At 55.1% G+C, this 17,994-nt stretch carries 15 protein-coding genes; 14 read left to right on the forward strand and 1 reads right to left on the reverse strand.

Annotation, left to right across the window (positions count from 1 at the left end; translation table 11 throughout):
* Positions 1 to 283: 283 nt before the first annotated feature.
* Positions 284 to 1,423 carry a tRNA epoxyqueuosine(34) reductase QueG gene (gene queG, locus J2125_RS13705; RefSeq protein WP_017801106.1) on the reverse strand — a complete coding sequence of 380 codons (1,140 nt, stop codon included), beginning with the start codon at positions 1,421 to 1,423 and terminating at the stop codon, positions 284 to 286.
* Here queG and nnr point away from each other — a divergent pair.
* The 14 genes from nnr to rlmB all read left to right on the forward strand — a co-directional run bounded on the left by nnr (position 1,422) and on the right by rlmB (position 17,872).
* Positions 1,422 to 2,945: a bifunctional ADP-dependent NAD(P)H-hydrate dehydratase/NAD(P)H-hydrate epimerase gene (gene nnr / locus J2125_RS13710; RefSeq protein ID WP_017801105.1), complete on the forward strand. Its 1,524-nt coding sequence runs from the start codon at positions 1,422 to 1,424 to the stop codon at positions 2,943 to 2,945. The genes queG and nnr overlap by 2 nt on opposite strands.
* The gene (gene tsaE, locus J2125_RS13715) at positions 2,942 to 3,418 is read left to right on the forward strand and encodes a tRNA (adenosine(37)-N6)-threonylcarbamoyltransferase complex ATPase subunit type 1 TsaE (RefSeq protein WP_017801104.1); all 477 of its coding nucleotides are present in this window, start codon (positions 2,942 to 2,944) and stop codon (positions 3,416 to 3,418) included. Before nnr ends, tsaE begins: the two co-directional genes overlap by 4 nt.
* Positions 3,415 to 5,091, forward strand: coding sequence for an N-acetylmuramoyl-L-alanine amidase AmiB (gene amiB, locus J2125_RS13720; RefSeq protein ID WP_017801103.1), 1,677 nt, complete (start codon positions 3,415 to 3,417; stop codon positions 5,089 to 5,091). Before tsaE ends, amiB begins: the two co-directional genes overlap by 4 nt.
* 105 nt (positions 5,092 to 5,196) lie before the next feature.
* Positions 5,197 to 7,038 (forward strand): DNA mismatch repair endonuclease MutL, encoded by a 1,842-nt coding sequence (mutL, locus tag J2125_RS13725; protein ID WP_017801102.1) that lies wholly within the window; start codon positions 5,197 to 5,199, stop codon positions 7,036 to 7,038.
* Complete coding sequence (gene miaA / locus J2125_RS13730; RefSeq protein WP_026111689.1) at positions 7,031 to 7,981, forward strand: tRNA (adenosine(37)-N6)-dimethylallyltransferase MiaA; 951 nt, start codon at positions 7,031 to 7,033, stop codon at positions 7,979 to 7,981. Before mutL ends, miaA begins: the two co-directional genes overlap by 8 nt.
* 103 nt (positions 7,982 to 8,084) lie before the next feature.
* Complete coding sequence (hfq, locus tag J2125_RS13735) at positions 8,085 to 8,399, forward strand: RNA chaperone Hfq (protein WP_017801100.1); 315 nt, start codon at positions 8,085 to 8,087, stop codon at positions 8,397 to 8,399.
* 86 nt (positions 8,400 to 8,485) lie between these two features.
* On the forward strand, positions 8,486 to 9,766 hold the full coding sequence (gene hflX, locus J2125_RS13740) for a ribosome rescue GTPase HflX (RefSeq protein WP_017801099.1): 1,281 nt from the start codon (positions 8,486 to 8,488) through the stop codon (positions 9,764 to 9,766).
* Between the two features lie 79 nt (positions 9,767 to 9,845).
* Positions 9,846 to 11,105, forward strand: a complete 1,260-nt coding sequence (hflK, locus tag J2125_RS13745; protein WP_017801098.1) for an FtsH protease activity modulator HflK — start codon at positions 9,846 to 9,848, stop codon at positions 11,103 to 11,105.
* 3 nt (positions 11,106 to 11,108) lie between these two features.
* Positions 11,109 to 12,110: a protease modulator HflC gene (hflC, locus tag J2125_RS13750; RefSeq protein WP_017801097.1), complete on the forward strand. Its 1,002-nt coding sequence runs from the start codon at positions 11,109 to 11,111 to the stop codon at positions 12,108 to 12,110.
* Positions 12,111 to 12,173: 63 nt separating this feature from the next.
* Positions 12,174 to 12,374, forward strand: coding sequence for a DUF2065 domain-containing protein (locus J2125_RS13755; protein WP_017801096.1), 201 nt, complete (start codon positions 12,174 to 12,176; stop codon positions 12,372 to 12,374).
* 124 nt (positions 12,375 to 12,498) lie between these two features.
* Complete coding sequence (locus J2125_RS13760; RefSeq protein WP_017801095.1) at positions 12,499 to 13,797, forward strand: adenylosuccinate synthase; 1,299 nt, start codon at positions 12,499 to 12,501, stop codon at positions 13,795 to 13,797.
* A 198-nt stretch (positions 13,798 to 13,995) separates the two neighbouring features.
* Positions 13,996 to 14,442, forward strand: coding sequence for a nitric oxide-sensing transcriptional repressor NsrR (gene nsrR, locus J2125_RS13765; RefSeq protein ID WP_017801094.1), 447 nt, complete (start codon positions 13,996 to 13,998; stop codon positions 14,440 to 14,442).
* A 17-nt stretch (positions 14,443 to 14,459) separates the two neighbouring features.
* Entirely contained in the window at positions 14,460 to 16,892 is a 2,433-nt protein-coding gene (gene rnr / locus J2125_RS13770) for a ribonuclease R (RefSeq protein WP_017801093.1), read from the forward strand.
* Positions 16,893 to 17,134: 242 nt separating this feature from the next.
* The gene (gene rlmB, locus J2125_RS13775; RefSeq protein ID WP_017801092.1) at positions 17,135 to 17,872 is read left to right on the forward strand and encodes a 23S rRNA (guanosine(2251)-2'-O)-methyltransferase RlmB; all 738 of its coding nucleotides are present in this window, start codon (positions 17,135 to 17,137) and stop codon (positions 17,870 to 17,872) included.
* Positions 17,873 to 17,994: the final 122 nt, after the last annotated feature.

Consider the following 17,994-nt stretch of genomic DNA (forward strand, 5'->3'; position numbering starts at 1 on the left):
TTATCCACAGCGATAACCCACCTGCGCATCCGTATGTTTCCAGTTTGTCAAAATGTTTTAAACAGAGTTATCCACAGGCGTACTGTTTTTAATCGCGATCAAACTTATCAGCATTTTCTTACATATACTTATTACTTTACTGAATTTAAACGAAAAATTATTATTTCAATTTGTTAGCTGGATCACTTGTTGTGCCTGTGACAGTTGAATGACAACGCTTTTTTATTTTTATTCACAGCATGTGGAAAACGTTTTTCTGCCCGCAGCGCAACTAATTGTACATTTATGCATCGCGCGGTAATCCCTTCTCAATGGCGCGAACCAGTCGTTTTTGCTGTGGGCGTTGTACTTCAATCGTGTGTTCAGCGCGTTTGTTCTGCTGCTGGCTAATCGACCAGTGGATATGTTCATCCAGCATGGCGTTTTCGCCCAGCCTTGAGCTCAGCGAAGCGATGATTTCCTCATCCCAGGGCGCGTTGCCCATCGCCACCGCCACATTGCGCAGCCAGCGCAGATGACCAATGCGGCGTATCGCCGATCCTTCGGTAATACGCAAAAATTTTGTTTCATCCCAGGCGAAAAGCTCGGTTAAAGGCGGGGCATGCAATACTGCGCGTGGGCTGAAGTCATCCTCATCAGTGAGCTGGCCATAGCGATTCCATGGACAAATCAGCTGGCAATCATCACAGCCATAGATGCGGTTGCCAATCAGCGGGCGAAATTCTTCCGGGATCGCGCCTTCCAGCTCAATCGTCAGATACGAGATACAGCGTCGCGCATCGACCACATAGGGTTCGACAATCGCGCCGGTCGGGCAGGTGGTGATACAGGCAACGCAGCGGCCACAGTTCTCTTCCTGCGGCTGATCGACCGGTAGCGGGATATCAATTAACAGCTCGCCCAGAAAAAACCAGGAACCTGCCTCACGATTAAGTATCAAAGAGTGTTTACCGGTCCAGCCTAAACCGGCTTTGGCGGCCAGCGGGCGCTCCAGCAGCGGCGCGGAGTCGACAAACGGGCGATATTGCGCGTCGCCACAGCGTTCGCGGATCATATCGCCAAGCTTTTTCAGGCGATTGCGCAATACTTTGTGATAATCACGACCCAGCGCATAACGACTAACATATCCCAGACGCGGATTTTTTAACGTGCTGGCAAACGCTGCTTTGGCGGGCAGATAGTTCATCCGCACGCTAATCACGCGCAGTGTCCCGGGCAACAGTTCATGCGGACGGGCGCGCATCATGCCATGACGCGCCATCCAGTCCATTTCGCCATGGTACTGTTTGTCCAGCCATGCCTGCAGGCGCGGTTCTTCCGCGGTTAAATCGGTATCACAAATACCGACTTGCTGAAAACCGAGAGAGAGGCCCCACTGTTTTATATCCAGGGCAAGCTGATGAAGATCGAGAGGGTGCGACATGACTGACCATAACCAAAAAGAAAACCAGCGCAGTTTACCACACTCTGTCTGGCCTGCGCAGGCGCTGGGCCAGCTGGAAATCAGCGCCGCCGATACCCTTGGCATTACGCTGTTCGAACTGATGCAACGCGCCGGTGGCGCAGCCTTTGAACATCTTCGCCGTCGCTGGCCCGCGGCGCAGCACTGGCTGATTTTATGTGGCCACGGCAATAACGGCGGCGATGGCTATATTATTGCGCGACTGGCGCAGGCGGCCGGGTTGCACGTGACGCTGCTGGCCTGTGAAGGCAGCAAAGCGCTGCCGGAAGAGGCGCAGGCTGCGCGTGACGGCTGGCTGGCGGCGGGCGGAGTGATTCATGCCGCCGATGCCCTGTGGCCAGAACGGGTTGAGGTGATTGTTGATGCCCTGTTGGGCACCGGCTTAAACCGTCCGCCGCAAGCGCCTTACGACGCGCTGATTGCCAGAGCCAATCAGCATCCGGCGCCGGTGTTTGCCGTTGATATTCCTTCCGGCTTGCAGGCCAGCAATGGCGTTGCGGCTGGCGAGGCGATGGTGGCGGCAGAGACGCTGACGTTTATTGCGCTGAAACCTGGCCTGCTGACTGGTAAAGCGCGCGACTATGTCGGGGAATTACACCATCACGCACTGGGGCTGGAAGCCTGGCTGAGCGCGCAGCAGGCACCGATGGCGCGTTATGATGCACAACGGTTATCTGACTGGCTGAAACCGCGGCGCGCCACGTCGCACAAAGGCGATAATGGCCGTTTATTGATTATTGGTGGCGACCACGGCACTGCTGGCGCCATCCGCATGACCGGGGAAGCGGCGCTGCGTAGCGGTGCAGGATTAGTGCGAGTACTCACTCACAAAGAGAATATCGCTCCGCTGCTGACCGCAGTGCCGGAATTGATGGTGCAGGATTTAACGGCGCAAAGTCTTGATGACGGGCTGGAATGGGCCGATGTGATCGTTATCGGCCCTGGTCTCGGTCAGGGAGAATGGGCTAAGAAGGCACTGAAAAAGGTCGAAAATAGCCGTAAACCGATGCTTTGGGACGCAGATGCGCTTAACCTGCTGGCAATCAGCCCGGAGAAGCGTCAGAATCGGGTGATTACGCCGCACCCGGGCGAAGCTGCACGGTTGCTTAATGTCAAAACAGCTGAAATTGAGAGTGACCGCTTACATGCGGCGCAACGCCTGGTAAAACGCTATGGCGGGGTGGTGGTGCTGAAAGGTTCCGGCACCCTTATCGCCAGCCAGCAGGGCGAAATCGCCTTTGCTGATGTCGGCAATGCCGGCATGGGCAGTGGTGGTATGGGCGATGTGCTTTCCGGTATCATCGGCGCACTGTTGGGACAGAAACTCTCATTGTATGATGCTGCCTGCGCCGGTTGTGTGGTGCATGGCGCCGCCGCTGACGCCAGAGCCGCACGCTATGGCACGCGCGGGATGTTAGCGACCGATCTGCTTTCCGAGCTGTACCTGTTTGTCAATCCTGAGATCTCGAATACTAAAGCATGAATACCAGTGTTATCGCATTGCCCGATGAGGCAGCCACCCTTGAACTGGGGGCCCAACTGGCCCGCGTCTGCGACAGCGCGGCGGTGATCCATCTTTATGGCGATTTAGGTGCCGGTAAAACCACCTTTAGTCGCGGATTTTTACAGGCGCTGGGTCATCAGGGCAATGTGAAAAGCCCGACCTACACCCTGGTTGAACCCTATACGCTTCCCGCGCGTACGGTTTACCATTTTGATCTCTATCGGCTGGCCGATCCTGAAGAGCTGGAGTTTATGGGAATTCGTGACTATTTCGCTGAGGATACCATCTGCCTGGTGGAGTGGCCGCAGCAGGGGGAAGGCGTATTGCCGCCGCCTGATTTAGCCCTGCATCTGCACTATCAGGCGCAGGCGCGCCTGGCGGAAATCACCGCCGTTTCTCCTGCCGGCATGCGTATGTTGCAGCAGTTCACCGCGAACAAGGAAAGCTCATGATGTTTCGCGTTAAATTAGCGTTTATTCTGGCATGTTGTCTGGTTTCATTCTCTTCAGTTGCAGCAAATCTGTCTGATATTCAGGTCTCCAATGGCGGCAGTCAGGCGACGGTGACATTGAGTTTTAACGGGCAACCCGTTTATGGTTTCTTCCCGCTCAGCAAGCCCGACCGGGTGGTGCTGGATATTCGTCAAAGCGGCGTAATTAAGGGGATCCCGCTGAACTTTAGCGGCGACAATATCGTCAAGCGCATTCGTTCCAGTACGCCAAAAGACAGCAACAGCATTCGTCTGGTATTTGAACTGACCCAGCCAGCGCGCACCCGCGCGGTAACGCAGCGTAATGGCAATAATTACAATGTGGTGTTCACCATCAATGGCACGCAAACCGCGCAACGCAGCAGTTCGCGCCCGGCTGAGGTGAGCAGCGCAACGCGCAATCCGGTGACGTCGAGCGCACCGGCGGAACCCGTCAGTAATCCGTTTAATGGCAACAAAGTTACGGCGGTGACCAGCGGCAATACGCGCGTGGAGCCAGGCCGTCGCGCCAGTGCTAACGATACCGTGGTGGTGGCGATCGATGCCGGACACGGTGGCCAGGATCCGGGGGCGATTGGCGCTAACGGCCTGAAAGAGAAGAATGTCACTATCGCCATTGCGCGTAAGCTGAAAGCGCTGCTGAATGATGACCCGATGTTTAAAGGGGTATTAACCCGCGATGGCGACTACTTTATTTCAGTAATGGGCCGCTCGGACGTGGCGCGTAAGCAGAACGCCAATGTGCTGGTATCGATTCACGCTGACGCCGCGCCAAACCGCAGCGCCTCCGGCGCATCGGTCTGGGTGCTGTCTAACCGCCGCGCTAACAGTGAGATGGCCAACTGGCTGGAGCAGCATGAGAAGCAGTCAGAACTGCTGGGTGGCGCCGGTGATCTACTGGCCAACAGCCAGGCTGACCCCTACCTGAGTCAGGCGGTGCTGGATCTGCAGTTTGGTCATTCGCAGCGCGTCGGTTATGACGTTGCGGTAAAAGTGATTGCTCAGTTACAAAGTGTGGGTTCACTGCATAAACGCCGTCCTGAGCATGCCAGCCTTGGCGTGCTGCGTTCGCCAGATATTCCGTCTCTGCTGGTGGAAACCGGCTTTATCAGTAACCCTTCGGAGGAGCGACTGCTTGGCAGTAGCGCGTATCAGGAGAAGATTGCCCAGTCGATTTATAAAGGACTGCGTAACTACTTCCTGTCACACCCGCTACAGTCCTTCCCAAAGGAGGAAAACCGACCGTTGCAGTCAGCAGCGGCGGTTAATGTCGAGGCAAACAGTGCGCCTGCGGGCACCACTTATACTGGCGCGACAACGCGCCATGTAGTGCAGCGTGGCGAAACGCTGTCCGGGATTGCTGCGCGCTATGGCGTCAGTATGTCGACCATGCGTTCGCTGAATAATCTGAAAAAAGATGGCGTCTGGGTCGGCCAGCGTTTAAAAGTCCCGGCTGACGCCACCCGCACCGCTGCTGTCAGCAGCAAACCGAAAAAGCATAAAGTGGTGCGCGGTGACTCACTGACGGCGATTGCCGCCCATTATGGCGTCAGCTCGAAAGCCATTATGCAGGCGAATAATATGAAGAGCGCTAATGTGATGCTGGGGCAGACGCTGACGATACCGGCTTCATAAACCACTAATTCACTGTAGCGTTCTCGCCGCCCGTGGCAATGCCTCGATATCGGACGGGAGGCGATAACGCCTCCCCTACGGTTTTACAGATCAAAAGGATTAACCATGCCCATTCAGGTGTTACCTCCTCAGCTGGCTAACCAAATTGCGGCTGGTGAGGTGGTTGAGCGTCCGGCGTCGGTGGTCAAGGAGTTGGTAGAAAACAGCCTGGATGCCGGCGCTACGCGGATTGAGATTGATATCGAGAAAGGTGGCGCCAGACTGATTCGCATCCGCGATAACGGCTGCGGCATCAATAAAGATGAACTGGCAATGGCGCTGGCGCGTCATGCCACCAGTAAAATCACCAGCCTCGACGATCTGGAAGCGATTGTCAGCCTCGGTTTTCGCGGCGAAGCGCTGGCCAGTATCAGTTCGGTTTCCCGCCTGACGTTAACTTCCCGTACCGAACAACAGAGCGAAGCCTGGCAGGCTTATGCCGAAGGGCGCGACATGGCGGTGACAATCAGGCCTGCGGCGCATCCGGTGGGCACCACGCTGGAAGTGCTGGATCTGTTTTATAACACGCCGGCGCGGCGCAAATTTATGCGCACCGAAAAAACCGAATTTACCCACATTGATGAAGTCGTGCGCCGCATTGCGCTGGCGCGTTTTGACGTTGCCATTGCGCTGACCCATAACGGCAAGCTGGTACGCCAGTATCGTGGTGTCAGCGAAGTCAGCCAGCAGGAGCGGCGTCTGGGCGCCATTTGCGGCAGTGCTTTTATGACGCATGCGCTGGCGATTGAGTGGCAGCATGGCGATCTCAACCTGCGCGGTTGGGTGGCGGATCCTGCCGGTTCACGCCAGGTGACGGAGTTGCAGTATTGCTATGTTAACGGCCGCATGATGCGCGACCGCTTAATCAACCACGCCATTCGCCAGGCGTATCAGGACAAGCTGGGTGATGACCATCAACCAGCCTATGTACTCTATCTGCAGATCGATCCGCATCAGGTGGACGTTAACGTCCACCCGGCCAAGCATGAGGTGCGCTTCCATCAGTCGCGACTGGTGCATGATTTTATCTATCAGGGCGTGCTGAGTGTGTTACAGGAGACGGGTGCGCCACAATTAGAGGCGCTGGCTGACGATCGGGCGCCGGTCGAACGTCGGCAGCCGGAAAATCGTCAGGCGGCCGGTGGCAATCACTTTGCCACGCCATCACCGGCTTCCGTTCCGCCCGCAAAAAGCAGCGGCGGAACCGGCGGCGGCGCTAACTGGTCGCGTCAGGAGCCGGTTTATCAGCAGCGCGAAGGCGCGGTGTATCAGCAATTGCTGAAAACACCGGAGCCGCCGCGCGTCCGTGAAGCGACCACGCCTGTTAAGCCGGAAGAGCCATTACAGAGCCACAGCAACAGCTTTGGCCGGGTGCTGACGGTGGTGCGTGAGCAGTACGCGGTAATTGAACGTGGCAACGGCCTGGCATTGCTGGCGCTGGTGGTTGCAGACCGCTGGCTGAAACAGGCGCAGCTCGATCCCGGTGAAGAGGGGCTGAAGCCGCAACCGTTGTTAATCCCGGTGAGACTGAAAATGGCCAGGCCCGAACGTGAGGCGATTGGCCGCTTTGCCGGATTATTAACCATGATGGGCATGGATTTGCAGGTTGACGCGCAGCATGTGACATTACGCGCGGTGCCTTTACCATTACGCCAACAAAATTTACAAAACTTGATTCCAGAACTGTTAGGCTATCTCGCCCGGCAGCAGGATGTTGCGCCAGCCTCGGTTGCACAATGGTTGGCGCGCCACACGATGGCAGAACATCCGCACTGGAATCACTCGCAGGCGATTACGCTGCTGGCGGAAGTCGAACGACTCTGTCCGGCGCTGATTAAATCGCCACCTTCTGGATTAGTGCAACCGATCGATATTGATACGGCGCAGAACGCCCTGAAGCATGAGTGACAGAACAATGGCGAGCCTGCCTGAGGCAATTTTTTTGATGGGGCCCACGGCCTCCGGTAAGACCGCGTTAGCCATTGAGCTGCGCAAACATCTGCCGGTTGAGCTGATCAGCGTTGACTCCGCATTGATTTACCGCGGGATGGATATTGGCACCGCCAAGCCTTCCGCTGCTGAGTTAGCGCAGGCGCCGCATCGACTGCTGGATATTCGCGATCCTGCGCAAGCTTACTCGGCGGCGGAGTTTCGACGTGATGCATTAGCAGAAATGGCGGAGATTAGTCGTGAAGGCCGAATTCCGTTGCTTGTTGGTGGTACCATGCTCTACTACAAGGCGTTATTAGATGGGTTGTCGCCGTTGCCCTCGGCCGACCCGGAAGTGCGTCAGCGTATTGAGCAGATGGCGAGTGAAAAAGGTTGGGAAGCCTTACACCGTCAATTATGTGAGATAGATCCCGTTGCTGGTAGTCGTATTCATCCGAATGATCCCCAGAGACTCTCGCGAGCACTGGAAGTTTTTTTCATTTCGGGTAAAACTTTAACGGAGCTGACAAAAACTTCGGGCGAAGCGTTGCCTTACAATGTCAGTCAGTTCGCGATCGCGCCACAAAATCGCGAACTGATACACCAGCGTATTGAACTGCGTTTTCAACAGATGTTAGCGTCAGGTTTTGAAGCGGAGGCTCGGGCACTGTTTGCACGAGAAGATTTGCATACGGACTTGCCTTCCATTCGTTGTGTGGGATATCGCCAGATGTGGTCATACCTTGCTGGCGAGATCGATTATGACGAAATGGTTTATCGGGGAATTTGCGCGACCCGGCAGCTGGCTAAGCGTCAGATCACCTGGTTACGTGGCTGGCAGAATGTTCACTGGCTTGACAGCGAACAGCCTGAATTAGCCCGTGATGCGGTATTACAGGTTCTTAGTGCGAAGCATGGGTGATTGTGTACAATTGGTGCGTAATCGTGCGCGAATTTTTTACGTAGTATTTCAGAGTCGCAGGGCTCTTAAGTAACAAACAACAAGCATATAAGGAAAAGATAGAATGGCTAAGGGGCAATCATTGCAAGATCCGTTCTTGAACGCGCTGCGTCGTGAACGTGTTCCGGTTTCGATTTATTTGGTGAATGGTATCAAACTGCAGGGTCAGATTGAGTCTTTTGATCAGTTTGTTATTTTATTGAAAAACACGGTTAGCCAGATGGTGTATAAGCACGCAATCTCTACCGTGGTTCCGTCCCGTCCGGTTTCCCATCACAGTAATAGTGCGGGTGGCGGTACCAGCAGCAACTATCATCACAGTGGCAGTACAACGGCAGCGCCTTCGCAGCCACAACAAGACGGTGAGAACGCTGAGTAAGCGCGTTTGCCGTTCTGCCTTGACGGGGAGTTCAACATTGGCTGAGTTCCCCGTCTCGGTCCTATTTATAATGAGAGGTTCAACGCTTGTTTGACCGTTACGATGCCGGTGAGCAGGCCGTCCTGGTTCACATCTATTTCTCGCAAGACAAAGATATGGAAGATTTGATGGAGTTTGAAACTCTCGTCTCTTCCGCTGGTGTCGAAGCGCTGCGTGTAGTGACAGGCAGCCGCAAAGCGCCACATCCCAAATATTTTGTCGGTGAAGGAAAGGCAGTCGAAATTGCCGATGCGGTAAAATCCAGTGGCGCATCGGTGGTGTTATTTGATCACGCCTTAACCCCGGCTCAGGAGCGTAATCTTGAGCGTCTGTGTGAGTGTCGCGTCATCGATCGCACCGGCTTAATCCTTGATATTTTTGCCCAGCGCGCCCGCACCCATGAGGGTAAATTGCAGGTCGAGCTGGCGCAGCTACGCCATCTTGCCACGCGTCTGGTACGCGGCTGGACGCACCTTGAGCGCCAGAAAGGCGGTATCGGTCTGCGCGGCCCGGGTGAAACCCAGCTGGAAACCGACCGTCGCTTACTGCGCAACCGCATCACATTGATTCTTTCTCGTCTGCAACGCGTGGAAAAGCAGCGCGACCAGGGCAGACAAGCGCGCGCCAAGGCCGATGTGCCGACGGTGTCGCTGGTGGGCTATACCAACGCCGGTAAATCCACACTGTTTAACTGTATTACGGCGGCCGATGTGTATGCGGCCGACCAGTTATTTGCCACGCTGGACCCGACCCTGCGCCGTCTCGACGTGGCGGATGTTGGCGAAGTCGTGCTGGCGGATACCGTAGGTTTTATTCGTCATCTGCCCCATGATTTGGTGGCGGCGTTTAAAGCGACATTGCAGGAGACGCGTCAGGCGACGCTGCTGCTGCATATCATCGATGCCGCCGATCAGCGCGTTGATGAAAATATCGAAGCGGTTGATATTGTCCTCGACGAAATCGAAGCGGACGAAATCCCGCAGCTGTTGGTGATGAATAAAATCGACATGCTGGAAGATTTTGAGCCGCGTATCGATCGTAATGATGAAAATCTGCCGATTCGAGTCTGGTTGTCGGCGCAAACGGGCGTCGGCGTGCCGCTGCTGTTCCAGGCGCTGAGCGAACGCCTTGCGGGCGAGATCGCACAGTATGATCTCCGTCTGCCGCCTGAGGCCGGACGCCTGCGCAGCCGTTTTTATCAGCTACAGGCGATCGAAAAAGAGTGGAATGAAGATGATGGTAGCGTAGGTTTACAGATACGCATGCCGATTATTGACTGGCGGCGGTTATGCAAACAGGAACCGGCGCTGGTGGATTACATTGTTTAACGGATGTTTGACTGATTTTGCCTGAAACGCGTATCCCGGCCTGGGATACCACCGCACACACAATTAATGGAGTATAAACATGGCGTGGAATCAGCCCGGGAATAACGGACAGGACCGCGACCCGTGGGGAAGCAGCAATAATCAAGGCGGCAACTCTGGGGGAAATAAAGGAGGGCGTGATAAAGGGCCTCCTGATCTTGATGATATCTTCCGTAAACTGAGCAAGAAGCTCGGTGGACTGGGCGGTGGTAAGAGCGGCAACGATAACAGTGGCGGTCAACACCGGCCTGGGCGCGGTGCAAGCCGTCTGGTGATTATCGTCGGCGTGGCTGCCGTCGTGGTTTGGGCCGCGAGCGGTTTCTACACGATTAAAGAAGCCGAGCGCGGTGTGGTTACCCGCTTCGGGAAATTCGACCATCTGGTTGAACCGGGCCTGAACTGGAAACCGACCTTTATCGATCAGGTACGTGCGGTTAACGTTGAATCGGTGCGTGAGCTGGCGGCATCGGGTGTAATGCTGACCTCGGATGAAAACGTCGTGCGCGTTGAGATGAACGTGCAGTATCGCGTGACCAATCCGGAACGTTATCTGTTCGCGGTCACCAGCGCAGACGACAGCCTGCGTCAGGCAACGGATAGCGCCCTGCGTGGGGTGATCGGTCGTTCGACCATGGACCGTATTCTGACGGAAGGCCGTACCGTGGTGCGTAGCGAAACCCAGCGTGAGCTGGAAGAGACGATTCGTCCATACGATATGGGCATCACGCTGCTTGACGTCAACTTCCAGGCGGCGCGTCCACCGGAAGAGGTGAAAGCGGCATTTGATGACGCCATTGCCGCACGTGAAAACCGTGAGCAGTATGTGCGTGAAGCGGAAGCCTATTCGAACGAAGTCCAGCCTCGCGCCAACGGCCAGGCGCAGCGTATTCTGGAAGAAGCGCGTGCTTATAAAGCGCGTACCGTTCTGGAAGCGCAGGGTGAAGTCGCGCGTTTTGCCAAGTTGCTGCCAGAGTATAAAGCAGCGCCTGAGATTACGCGTGAACGTCTGTATATCGAAACTATGGAACGCGTTCTGAGCCATACCCGCAAAGTGCTGGTCAATGACAAGGGCGGCAATCTGATGGTTCTGCCACTGGATCAGTTAATGCGTGGCGGCCAGTCTGGTACTTCGCCAAACAATTCTCAGGACAGCAGCAGTAATAGCTTGTTGCGCCTGCCGCCAGCGTCCGGCAGTAATGACCGCGCCAGCAGCAGTTCGTCGTACAATCCAGACAACATCATGGATCAGCGCCGGGCGAATGCTCAGCGCAACGATACCCAGCGCGAAGGGAGAGAGTAAGCGATGCGTAAGCCATTAATCGTAGTATTGATTGTTGTGCTGGTGGTGCTATACGCGTCACTGTTTGTTGTGCAGGAAGGCCAGCGTGGCATTGTGCTGCGTTTTGGTAAAGTTCTGCGTGACGATGAGAACAAACCGCTGGTGTTTGCGCCGGGTCTGCACTTTAAGATCCCATTCCTGTCTTCGGTGAAGACGCTGGATGCGCGTACCCAGACCATGGATAACCAGGCTGACCGCTTTGTTACCAAAGAGAAGAAAGACCTGATCGTTGATTCCTATATCAAATGGCGCATCAGTGACTTCAGCCGTTACTACCTGGCGACCGGTGGTGGCGACGTTTCTCAGGCGGAAGTACTGTTAAAACGTAAATTCAGTGACCGTCTGCGTTCTGAGATGGGCCGTCTGGATGTGAAAGATATCGTCACCGATTCGCGTGGCCGTCTGACCACCGACGTGCGTGATGCTCTGAACACCGGCAGCACCGGCGATGCTGAGATTGCAACGCCAGCGGCGGATGATGCGATTGCTTCTGTCGCCAAGCGCGTCGAGAGCGAAACCAACAGCAAAGAACCGGCGATTAACCCGAACAGTATGGCGGCGTTAGGTATCCAGGTCGTTGATGTGCGTATTAAGCAGATTAACCTGCCAGCTGAAGTTTCTGACGCAATCTACAACCGTATGCGTGCGGAACGTGAAGCGGTAGCGCGTAGTCAGCGTTCACAAGGTCAGGAAGAAGCGGAAAAATTGCGCGCCACCTCAGATTATGAAGTGACGCGTACCCTGGCAGAAGCCCAGCGTACCGCGCTGATTACCCGCGGTGAAGGCGATGCCGAAGCAGCGAAGCTGTTTGCGGATGCCTTTAGCCAGGATCCTGATTTCTACGCCTTTATTCGTAGCCTGCGTGCCTATGACAGCAGCTTCAATAGCAATCAGGATGTGATGGTGCTTAGCCCGGATAGTGATTTCTTCCGCTTTATGAAATCGCCATCTAACGCGACGCGTTAATTCACACAGTTCATACCCAGGGCGGCATATTGATGTCGCCCTTTTTTATGGAAATAATTAAAAATGAACGCAACCATCTTACTGGCGCTGGCCTTAGTGCTGGTGATTGAAGGACTCGGGCCGATGCTGTTGCCACGCGCATGGCGCAGTATGATCCACGCGATGACCCAGCTGCCCGATCACTTATTACGTCGCTTTGGCGGCGGCCTGGTAGTGGCCGGAATGGTGATTTACTATATGGTCAGCACCCATATCCAGGGGTGAAATCGTTTCTGCACCTACTACATGCGCTCTGAGCAAAAAAACTCCGCAATCGTATGCTAAAAGTGCTGAAAGACGAAAATTACGATGGTAGAATCCTTTTTTAAGCAATCGGTGATTTTGAGAAATGGGTAAGAACGTCGTCGTACTGGGCACCCAATGGGGTGACGAAGGTAAAGGTAAGATTGTTGACCTTCTAACTGAACGTGCAAAATACGTTGTACGTTATCAAGGTGGTCATAATGCTGGCCATACGCTAGTCATCAACGGTGAAAAAACCGTCCTCCACTTAATTCCCTCTGGCATCCTGCGTGAAAACGTAACCAGCATCATCGGCAACGGTGTCGTGCTGTCTCCGGCTGCGCTGATGAAAGAGATGAAAGGTCTGGAAGATCGTGGTATCCCGGTACGTGAACGCCTGCTGCTCTCCGAAGCTTGTCCACTGATTCTGCAATATCATGTTGCCCTTGATATGGCGCGTGAAAAAGCGCGTGGCGCCAAAGCTATCGGCACCACCGGTCGCGGCATTGGCCCGGCTTATGAAGATAAAGTGGCTCGTCGCGCACTGCGCGTCAGCGACCTGTTTAATAAAGAAACCTTCGCCGCTAAGTTGAAAGAAGTGATGGAATATCACAACTTTACGCTGGTGAACTACTACAAAGAAGAAGCGGTTGATTACGATACCGTGCTGAAAGATGTGATGGAAATTGCTGACATCTTAACCGGTATGGTGGTTGACGTTTCTGAACTGCTGGATGGCGCGCGTAAGCGTGGCGACCTGGTGATGTTTGAAGGCGCGCAGGGCACCCTGCTGGATATCGACCACGGTACCTATCCGTACGTGACTTCCTCTAACACCACCGCAGGTGGCGTGGCGACCGGTTCTGGTATTGGCCCGCGTTATGTGGATTACGTACTGGGCATCGTAAAAGCCTACTCTACCCGTGTCGGCGCGGGTCCGTTCCCAACCGAGCTGTTTGACGATATCGGTGAGTTCCTGTGTAAGCAGGGCAACGAGTTTGGCGCCACTACTGGCCGTCGCCGTCGTACCGGCTGGCTGGACGCAGTCGCGGTGCGCCGCGCAGTACAGATTAACTCACTGTCAGGTTTCTGCATGACCAAACTGGACGTGCTGGATGGCCTGAAAGAAGTGAAAATCTGTATCGGTTACCGTATGCCTGATGGTCGTGAAGTCACCACCACGCCGCTGGCTGCTGAAGGCTGGGAAGGTATCGAGCCAATCTATGAAAGCATGCCTGGCTGGAGCGAAAGCACCTTTGGCGTTAAGACGGTAGAAGGTCTGCCGCAGGCCGCACGCGACTACATTAAGCGTGTTGAAGAGGTGACCGGTGTGCCGATTGATATTATTTCTACCGGCCCGGACCGTAGCGAAACCATGATTCTGCGCGACCCGTTTGACGCATAATCTTAGCGCTGGCCGGACAATGTCCGGCCTTTGTCTGTCTGGCCTCTTGCTTCCTGCTGATCCCGGTTCCCGCCTTTTTCTATATAATATCAATAGTTGCTTAAAAAATTGCCCTGAAACTGATGGGCTGGTTTATCATCATTTAAAGAAAATGCATTTGAGCGGACGATGCCACGTCGGTGATTCACTGAGGTATATGTGCAGCTAACCAGTTTTACAGATTACGGCCTGCGGGCGCTGATCTATCTGGCGTCACTACCCGCTGACCAGATGACCAGCATTACTGAGGTGAGCGAGACTTACGACGTTTCACGTAATCATATGGTCAAAATCATCAATCAGCTAAGCCGTACCGGCTATGTTGCTGCCGTGCGCGGTAAAAACGGTGGCATCCGTCTTGGCCGGCCTGCCGACGAGATTGTGATTGGTCAGGTGGTGCGCGAGATGGAGCCGCTGCAACTGGTGAACTGCTCCAGTGAATTTTGCCATATCACTTCAGCCTGTCGGCTGAAGAAGGCGCTGTATGATGCGGTACAGTGCTTCCTGCAAGAACTGGATAAATATACCCTCGCCGACCTCGTGGAAGATAACCATCCGCTCTACAAATTACTGCTGGTTGACCAACCGTCAATCCACAGTCGATGACAACCGGAGGAACCGATATGTCACAAGATCCTTTTCAGGAACGAGAAGCTGAAAAATACGAAAATCCCATTCCCAGCCGCGAATTTATTCTGTCGCATTTAGACAAGCGCGAAAAACCGGCCAGCCGTGAAGAGCTGGCGGATGAACTGGGGATGGAAGGAGAAGAACAACTTGAAGCCCTGCGCCGCCGTCTGCGCGCCATGGAACGCGACGGTCAGCTGGTCTTTACCCGTCGCCAGTGTTACGCCCTGCCGGAACGTCTCGACTTACTGCGCGGCAAAGTGATTGGCCATCGTGAAGGTTATGGCTTCCTGCGCATTGAAGGTCAGAAAGACGATCTCTATCTCTCTGCTGAGCAGATGAAGATGTGCATGCACGGTGATGTGATCCTCGCGCAGGCGATGGGTGCGGATCGTAAAGGCCGTCGTGAAGCGCGCGTCGTGCGCGTGCTGGAACCGCGTAACAGCCAGATTGTGGGTCGCTACTTTACCGACGCTGGCGCCGGATTTGTGGTGCCGGACGACAGCCGTCTGAGCTTTGATATTTTGATCCCGCAGGAGTCGATTCTCGGCGCCCGTATGGGATCGGTAGTGGTAGTGGAGCTGGAACAGCGTCCGACGCGCCGCAGCAAAGCGATTGGTAAAGTGGTTGAAGTGCTCGGCGAGAATATGGGCACCAGCCTTGCCGTCGATATGGCGCTGCGCACCCATGAAATTCCGAACAGCTGGCCAGAACAGGTTGAAGCTGAAATCGCCAGACTGAGCGAAGAAGTGCCGGAAGAGGCGAAAATCGGCCGTGTTGATCTGCGCGAACTGCCGCTGGTGACTATCGACGGTGAAGATGCGCGTGACTTTGATGACGCCGTCTACTGTGAGAAAAAGCGCGGCGGTGGCTGGCGCTTGTGGGTGGCGATTGCTGATGTCAGCTACTATGTCCGTCCAGGCACGGCGCTGGATACCGAAGCGGTTAACCGTGGCACCTCGGTGTATTTCCCGTCTCAGGTAGTGCCGATGCTGCCGGAAGTGCTGTCGAATGGTCTTTGCTCGCTGAATCCGCAGGTCGATCGCCTGTGTATGGTGTGTGAAATGACCGTTTCCACCCAGGGCAAGCTGACCAGCTATAAGCACTACGAAGCGGTAATGCGTTCGCATGCGCGTCTCACCTACACCAAGGTGTGGCATATTCTCGATGGCGAGCAGTCGCTGCGCGAGCAGTATCAGCAGCAGGTGCCGCATCTGGAAGAGCTGTACAGCATGTATCATGCGCTGGAGCAGGCGCGCGCGCAACGCGGCGGCATCTCTTTCGAAAGCGATGAAGCGAAGTTTATCTTTAACGCTGAACGCCGCATTGAACGTGTTGAGCATACGGTGCGCAACGATGCGCATAAGATTATCGAAGAGTGCATGATTCTGGCGAATATCGCCTCGGCGCGTTTTGTGGAGAAGCATAACGAACCGGCGTTGTTCCGCGATCACGACCGTCCAAGTGACGACAGCATCACCAGTTTCCGTACGGTACTGAATGAGCTGGGCCTGTCATTACCGGGTGGCACTAAGCCAGAGCCGGTTGATTATGCCGCCTTGCTGGATCAGATCGCCGATCGACCCGATCATGAAATGCTGCAAACCATGCTGCTGCGTTCGATGAAGCAGGCGGTGTATGACCCGGAAAACCGTGGCCACTTTGGTCTGGCGCTCTCTTCTTACGCCCACTTTACTTCACCGATTCGCCGCTATCCCGATCTGCTGCTGCACCGTGCGATTAAGTATCTGCTGGCGCGGGAGCAGGGCACTTTGCAAGGCAACACCACGCCAACCGGTGGTTATCACTATGAACTGCCAGAGATGCTGCAACTCGGTCAGCACTGTTCGATGGCGGAACGTCGTGCGGATGAAGCAACGCGTGATGTTGCTGACTGGCTGAAGTGCGACTTTATGCAGGATCAGGTGGGCGAGACCTTTACCGGCGTGATCGCCAGCGTAACGGGTTTTGGCTTCTTTGTGCGTCTGCTTGATCTGTTTATCGACGGCCTGGTGCATGTGTCCACCCTCGACAATGACTACTATCGCTATGATGCGGTCGGTCAGCGTCTGATTGGCGAATCCGGCGGCCAGACTTATCGTCTGGGTGACACCGTGGAAGTGCGGGTTGAAGCGGTGCATATGGATGAGCGTAAGATTGATTTCGCCCTGATCTCCAGCCAGCGTAAAGTGCGTGGCGCCGGTAAAACTGAACGCGACCGCAGCAAGCAAAACGGTCCGAAAAATGGTGGCAACCGTCGTCGCGACGGACGTAAAGGGGCGAGTTCCGCACCTGATGCAGCCAGAGCGAAAGCGGATACTGAAGTGAAAAAAGAGAAAAAAGCCAAACCGGCTTCGGATAAAACCCGTAAAATCGCCGCTGCCACCCGATCGAAGCGTGCCAGAAAGAAAGCTCCGGCTGGCGAATAAATCCGTGGCACGGGCGGCGAAAACGCCGCCCCTACAGAAACCGTGATTTCACGCAGGGGCCGGGAAACGCCGCCCTTACAGAAACCGTGATTTCACGCAGGGGCCGGGAAACGCCGCCCTTACAGAAACCGTGATTCCACGCAGGGGCGGAGGAAACGCCGCCCTTACAGAAACCTCGATTCTACGTAGGGGCGGCGTTCTCGCCGCCCGCAATGCAGCATTTTAATTATTGAGTTAACTACATGAGTGAAATTGTTTTTGGTATCCATGCCGTGCAGGCTTTGCTGGACACTGACCCGCAACGTTTTCAGGAAGTCTTTATTCTGAAAGGTCGCGATGACCGTCGTCTGCAACCGCTGATCAAAGGTCTGGAAGCGCAGGGGATTGTCATTCAGGTGGCAAACCGCCAGTGGCTGGATAGCAAAGTCGAAGGCGCGGTGCATCAGGGGATTGTTGCGCTGATTAAACCAGGCCGTCAGTATCAGGAAAACGATCTGCCGGATCTGATTGCCAGCCTGGAGCAGCCGTTTTTACTGATCCTCGATGGGGTTACCGATCCGCATAATCTCGGCGCCTGCCTGCGTAGTGCAGATGCGGCCGGTGTCCATGCCGTTATCGTACCGAAAGATCGTTCTGCCCAGCTGAATGCCACCGCGAAAAAAGTGGCCAGCGGCGCGGCGGAAAATGTGCCATTAATCCGCGTGACTAACCTCGCGCGCACCATGCGTCTGCTGCAGGAGTCCAATGTCTGGATTGTTGGCACCGCTGGCGAAGCTGACCATACCGTATTCCAGAGCAAAATGACTGGCCCGATGGCGCTGGTGATGGGCGCGGAAGGTGAAGGTATGCGTCGTCTGACGCGTGAGCATTGTGATGAGCTGATTAGTATTCCCATGGCGGGCAGCGTCTCATCGCTGAACGTTTCGGTTGCCACCGGCATCTGTCTGTTTGAAGCGGTGCGTCAACGCAGCGTGAAGTAATCCCTCCGGGGCGTGACCTGCGCCCCGAAACTCTCTGCCGTTTCAGGCATATTTTCTTTCCGGCTGCATACTTTATTGGCGGGCGGCGAGAACGCCGCCCCTACAACAGGCCGTAGGGAGAA

It is taken from the genome of Winslowiella toletana (genome assembly GCF_017875465.1).
In the GTDB taxonomy this organism is placed as follows: domain Bacteria; phylum Pseudomonadota; class Gammaproteobacteria; order Enterobacterales; family Enterobacteriaceae; genus Erwinia; species Erwinia toletana.

Coding starts and splice junctions, on each gene's coding strand:
- amiB (WP_017801103.1), top strand. CDS start 3,415: ATGATGTTTCGCGTTAAATTAGCGTTTATTCTGGCATGTTGTCTGGTT.
- queG (WP_017801106.1), bottom strand. CDS start 1,423: ATGTCGCACCCTCTCGATCTTCATCAGCTTGCCCTGGATATAAAACAG.
- hflK (WP_017801098.1), top strand. CDS start 9,846: ATGGCGTGGAATCAGCCCGGGAATAACGGACAGGACCGCGACCCGTGG.
- J2125_RS13760 (WP_017801095.1), top strand. CDS start 12,499: ATGGGTAAGAACGTCGTCGTACTGGGCACCCAATGGGGTGACGAAGGT.
- nnr (WP_017801105.1), top strand. CDS start 1,422: ATGACTGACCATAACCAAAAAGAAAACCAGCGCAGTTTACCACACTCT.
- mutL (WP_017801102.1), top strand. CDS start 5,197: ATGCCCATTCAGGTGTTACCTCCTCAGCTGGCTAACCAAATTGCGGCT.
- hfq (WP_017801100.1), top strand. CDS start 8,085: ATGGCTAAGGGGCAATCATTGCAAGATCCGTTCTTGAACGCGCTGCGT.
- rnr (WP_017801093.1), top strand. CDS start 14,460: ATGTCACAAGATCCTTTTCAGGAACGAGAAGCTGAAAAATACGAAAAT.
- tsaE (WP_017801104.1), top strand. CDS start 2,942: ATGAATACCAGTGTTATCGCATTGCCCGATGAGGCAGCCACCCTTGAA.
- rlmB (WP_017801092.1), top strand. CDS start 17,135: ATGAGTGAAATTGTTTTTGGTATCCATGCCGTGCAGGCTTTGCTGGAC.
- hflC (WP_017801097.1), top strand. CDS start 11,109: ATGCGTAAGCCATTAATCGTAGTATTGATTGTTGTGCTGGTGGTGCTA.
- J2125_RS13755 (WP_017801096.1), top strand. CDS start 12,174: ATGAACGCAACCATCTTACTGGCGCTGGCCTTAGTGCTGGTGATTGAA.
- miaA (WP_026111689.1), top strand. CDS start 7,031: ATGAGTGACAGAACAATGGCGAGCCTGCCTGAGGCAATTTTTTTGATG.